Source organism: Microbacterium sp. DT81.1, from assembly GCF_049844955.1.
In the GTDB taxonomy this organism is placed as follows: Bacteria; Actinomycetota; Actinomycetes; order Actinomycetales; family Microbacteriaceae; genus Microbacterium.
Map to the genome: position 1 here is coordinate 1 of NZ_JBNCMA010000006.1, position 4,386 is coordinate 4,386.

The window sequence follows — 4,386 nt, forward strand, 5'->3', positions numbered from 1 at the left end:
CACCAACGGCCCCGTCGATGACTTCATCACCTCCTGGGCCAGCGCCCCCGGCGTGCGGGTCATCGCCGGCGACTTCAACGGGAACGGGCTCACCGATCTGGCGTTGGTGCGGCAGACCCCGGGGTGGGCGTCGATCCCGGTCGCGTTCGCGAACGGGGACGGCACCTGGAACATCACCAACGGCCCCGTCGATGACTTCATCACCTCCTGGGCCAGCGCCCCCGGCGTGCGGGTCATCGCCGGCGACTTCACCCAGAACGGGCTCACCGATCTGGCGTTGGTGCGGCAGACCCCCGGCTGGTCCACCATCCCGGTCGCCGCATCCACCGGCGACGGCAACTGGAACATCACCAACGGAGCCGCCCCCGACTTCATCCCCGCCTGGGCCAACACCCCCGGCGTCCACCCCATCACCGGCGACTACCGGTAGGCCAAACCGACGGAGTCATCACCTGCAGACTCCGCCTCGTTGCTCGAGACCCCTCTCGTGAGACCAGCTGCTCGAGGGTCGCCGAAGCCAGTCGGCACCCGACGAGTCCTGTCACCAGCGATCGGCTGACCGGGGATCAGATGCGAATGTCCGCCAGTGCGAGGATCGGTCGCAGAACCTCGGCGTCGTCGAGCCCGGCCAAGACGTCCGCCGGGACGAGCGGGCCGAGGTCCAGCGATGCGCTGGTCGCGACCCGGCTCACCGAGACCTGGAAGGTCTTGTAGGCGCCCCAGACGAACTCCTGATCGGCCACGACGTCCTCGACGAGCTTCTCCTGGGAGAGGAGATACGCGCTCGAGGCCAACGCGCCGTTGGCCCGGCGGAACGCCACGACCTTCCAGAATTGGAGCGGCACCCTGATGTCGGAGAACTGCGGATCGGTCGTACGGAGCACCGGTGCCGTGAAGACCGTGACCCGCACGTCGCGGCTGTCAGCGTTCTTGAGGATGTAGTTCTCGATCCCTGCCCACACCTGCGGATTGCGGTTGAACCGCTCGTGCTGCGGCGCGCAGTTGGTGAAGTGGAAGGTGTCGCCGTTGGCGAAGCTGGCCACCTCGGAGCCGCCCCAGACCGGGTCGAGGCGGCGTACGAGATGTCCCCGATCGAACGGGTTGTCGGCGTACAGGGCGTTGCCGACCTGAAACTTCTTGTCGATACGAGGATCGAACGACCACGCATCGTTCTCCCGGTCGAACTCGACCGACTGGCCACCGTCGATGTTGACGGCAGTGAGCCGAGCGAAACGCCGGGACTTGCTCATCACCACACTGAAGTGGTGGTACCGGAGTTCGTCGGTCTTCCCGTTCGGCCCGGCGAACTTCACAGTGTCCCTGGCGGCGGCGCCCGTGAGTGATGGCAGCGGCAACGGTGTGCCGTCCAGAAAAACCCGGTCATAGCCGGGCCGGCCGGCGTAGTCCGGGTCGATGCTGGGAGCAGGCGGTGCCGACGCCAGCAGGTCGACCGCGTCCTCGAGTCCGATGCTCACCTTCCCATGGGCATCGGGAGCGGCGATCGCCCGGCGCAGAGCCTCCACATACGCCGGTGTGGTCATGGCGTCCACTCCCCTTCTCGGGTCGGGTCGGTGCCGATCTCGTCGTCCCCGGCAGCTCCCCCGTCAGACGACCGTTCCTCGACGGTTCGAGCAGCGTCCGGGTTGCGCGTATAGGCGAGTTTCGTGCCGTCCTCGTCGGTGAGGTTCAGCCGATCCGCCGAGGCGTCGAGTGAAAACGTCTCGTCACGGTCCGTGGCCGTCGACATCCGGATCGACTTCTCGTCGATCCGGTCGAACACCCCGACGTCGAGCTTGCTCGCGGTGCGGCTGCCCGGCGCCATCTTGCCGTGGTAGATCCCGTCGGCCTCGAACGTGAGCTCGTCGGGGTAGGGGGCATCGTCGCGCTCCTCGCGGAACCAGGTGCCGACGAGGTCTTCATCCCCGGGCGGCTTGGCGGGCTTTCGCTTGGCCGGCTCAGATTTCTCGGTCACAGCGCCGCGACCTCCGTTCGGACCCCATCTGCCACCTTCTGTTCCTTCACCTTGGTTTGGAGCAGGGCCGTCAAACGATCGCAAGCGATCGCCTCCGGGGAGCTCGGCTCGTCATCGGCGGCATCCGCCAGACCGGCGCCGTCTGACGCCGCGGCGACGCGGGGTCGCGCCTCCTTGACGATCGCGGCGGCCCGAGCGATCTCGGCCTGGCTCATCACGGTGGTCTCATCGAGCAGATCCACCGCCTCTTGCAGTCGGGCGGGTCGCTCGAAGAACGGGACCGCGAGACGCTTGGCCTCGATCCACGCGACATGCTCGGTCAGCTGCTGGCAGTCCAGGGCGCGGCGAATCGTGCTCACCCCGTCCTCGAGGTGGTCACCTCCCAGCACGAGCGTGAGCATGGCGTTCGGGACGCTGAGCATCCGATGAGCGGCGACGGCGTGTTCCTTGGTCTCCGGTCCGGTGACGATCACCGATGTCTCGCCGGACATCGTCACCACGCCTCGGTCGGTGCGCCAGCTCACCTCGAGAACGATGCGATGAACCCCGGGGATCGGGAACAGCGCGCCATCGCCCCCACGAAGGAGCGTGACGCCATGGCTGAGCGTCTCCTGCGGCTTGAGCGTGCGGGTCTCGTCGGCATCGACGCACCGCAGGAGCGGCAGGAACGCTCGTCCGACACCGGCTGGATCGATCACGTGACCTCGGACGGCGCCGTCGCCGACGTTGAGCGACGCGGGTCCCTCGACCCGACGTCGGCTGTGGTTGGACAACTGGAACTCGACCCGCACCGGGGCGCCGAGGGGAACCACCTCGAGCAGGGGCTCCACCTGGAGATGAAGGCCCGCCGGAGCCTCTACAGCCGCCTCGTCCGCGATGGGCGCTGACGCGAACGACTGGCCGAACGGGATGCCGCCGGGACGGACCCAGGGATCCGGCAGGTGCCGGAGCCGATGGCGGTCATCGGCGGCAAAGGACCAGAGCGCGTTCTCGGGGAAGGCGGGCTGGGTCGCGCGTTTCGCCAGGACATCCGTCGTGTTCATGACGCCGAAGTCCACGTCGTTGTGCTGCAGCCCCATGGCGTGGCCGATCTCGTGCAGCGCAGTCCGGAAGTACGACGCCGTCGCCTCGCCGAACCGACGCCCGACGAGGGGACCCCAAAACGACTCCTCGGGGATCCATCCCGTCGCAATGCCGATGCCCTCCCGGGGCACGTCGTTCGAGTCCGTTGAAGCGTTGTCGTACATCAGCCCGCGATTCGTTCTGCGGATGCGTCGCACGCACAGGAGGTGATAGCGCCACTCCGAGTCGAGATTTTCGCGCTTCCTCTGCTTCAGCATCGTCTGGTGCAGCTCGGCGTCGGTCCAGAACTCGCCGGACGGCTCCGCGATATTGCTGTTTCCCCGCTCGACAGTGAGATCCCATCCGACGAGGTCGAAGACCGTCTGCCATTTGGTACCTGAGCCGTTGTCGAATGGCCGCTCCAGCTTCGGGACCCGGTCGATCTCGACGATCGCCCGCCGTAGTGACGAGGAGACGCGGGTTGCGCGCAGCCGGCCGACGGGCTCGCCCGACGATGACAGGACGAGGCCCTCGAGGGGCTGCCCGTCCGTGTCGGCGACCGACTGCAGCTTGACGCGACGCAGTCCTATGTCCTCCCAAGCCCCTGATACCCGGTCGAACGCATGGAGCTCGAACTCGAAGTCGATGGCCGGCGAGCCTCCCGAAGCGGGGCGAAAGCTGATGCCCCGGACGTAGAAGCGGTAGTCATCCCGCGGGAAGATCGGGATGCCGGCCGTCGGGTCCGGCTCTCTGGAGCCGGCCGTGCCCGACGCCCGATGAACGTAGAGGTCACCGCTGACGGCGAGCAAGGCATCGGCCGTCGAGACTCGGAGCGTGCCGTCATAGTGCACATCGGTTCCCGCGCCGGGCGGGTCGATCCGATCCAGCCGAATCAGGTAACACCCGGTCAGCGACTCGATCAATCCGGTCGCGTCGGCTGCCAACTCATCGAGGGACGTGATCGGCGGTGGTGTCGGCAGGAAGGTTCTCGCCAATCCTCGGGCCATGATGTTCTCCCCAGCCTTACGCAGGATCACCGATAGGTTCCGGGCGACAGCGTGACGCCGGGGGTGTTCGCCCAGGACCCGATGAAGTTCGGGGCGCCGCCGTTGGTGATGTCCCAGTTCCCGTCGCCGCGGGCGAATGCCACCGGGATGGTCCCCCAGCCCGGCGTCTGACGCACCAGCGCGATGTCGGTCAGACCGTTGCGGTTGAAGTCACCGGTCACCAGTCGAACCCCCGGGGTGTTCGCCCAGGACCCGATGAAGTTCGGAGCGCCGCCGTTGGTGATGTCCCAGTTCCCGTCGCCGCGCGCGAATGCCACCGGAATCGTCCCCCAGCCCGGCGTCTGA

The 4,386-nt window shown here is 67.4% G+C and carries 5 protein-coding genes; 1 reads left to right on the forward strand and 4 read right to left on the reverse strand.

Annotation, left to right across the window (positions count from 1 at the left end):
- The coding region (locus tag ACLQ2Q_RS15915) for a hypothetical protein (RefSeq protein WP_425821625.1) at positions 1–430 on the forward strand (430 nt) is incomplete at its 5' end.
- A gap of 136 nt (positions 431–566) precedes the next feature.
- On the opposite strand, the gene ACLQ2Q_RS15920 is transcribed toward ACLQ2Q_RS15915, so the two are convergent.
- The 4 genes from ACLQ2Q_RS15920 to ACLQ2Q_RS15935 all read right to left on the reverse strand — a co-directional run.
- Positions 567–1,541, reverse strand: coding sequence for a DNA/RNA non-specific endonuclease (locus tag ACLQ2Q_RS15920; RefSeq protein WP_425821627.1), 975 nt, complete (start codon positions 1,539–1,541; stop codon positions 567–569).
- Positions 1,538–1,972, reverse strand: coding sequence for a hypothetical protein (locus tag ACLQ2Q_RS15925; protein WP_425821629.1), 435 nt, complete (start codon positions 1,970–1,972; stop codon positions 1,538–1,540). The genes ACLQ2Q_RS15920 and ACLQ2Q_RS15925 overlap by 4 nt, the downstream gene beginning before the upstream one ends.
- A complete protein-coding gene (locus ACLQ2Q_RS15930) occupies positions 1,969–4,041 on the reverse strand; it encodes a hypothetical protein (RefSeq protein WP_425821631.1) in 2,073 nt (690 codons plus the stop codon). Before ACLQ2Q_RS15930 ends, ACLQ2Q_RS15925 begins: the two co-directional genes overlap by 4 nt.
- A 26-nt stretch (positions 4,042–4,067) precedes the next feature.
- Positions 4,068–4,386: hypothetical protein (locus ACLQ2Q_RS15935; protein WP_425821633.1), on the reverse strand; the 319-nt coding region annotated here is incomplete at its 5' end.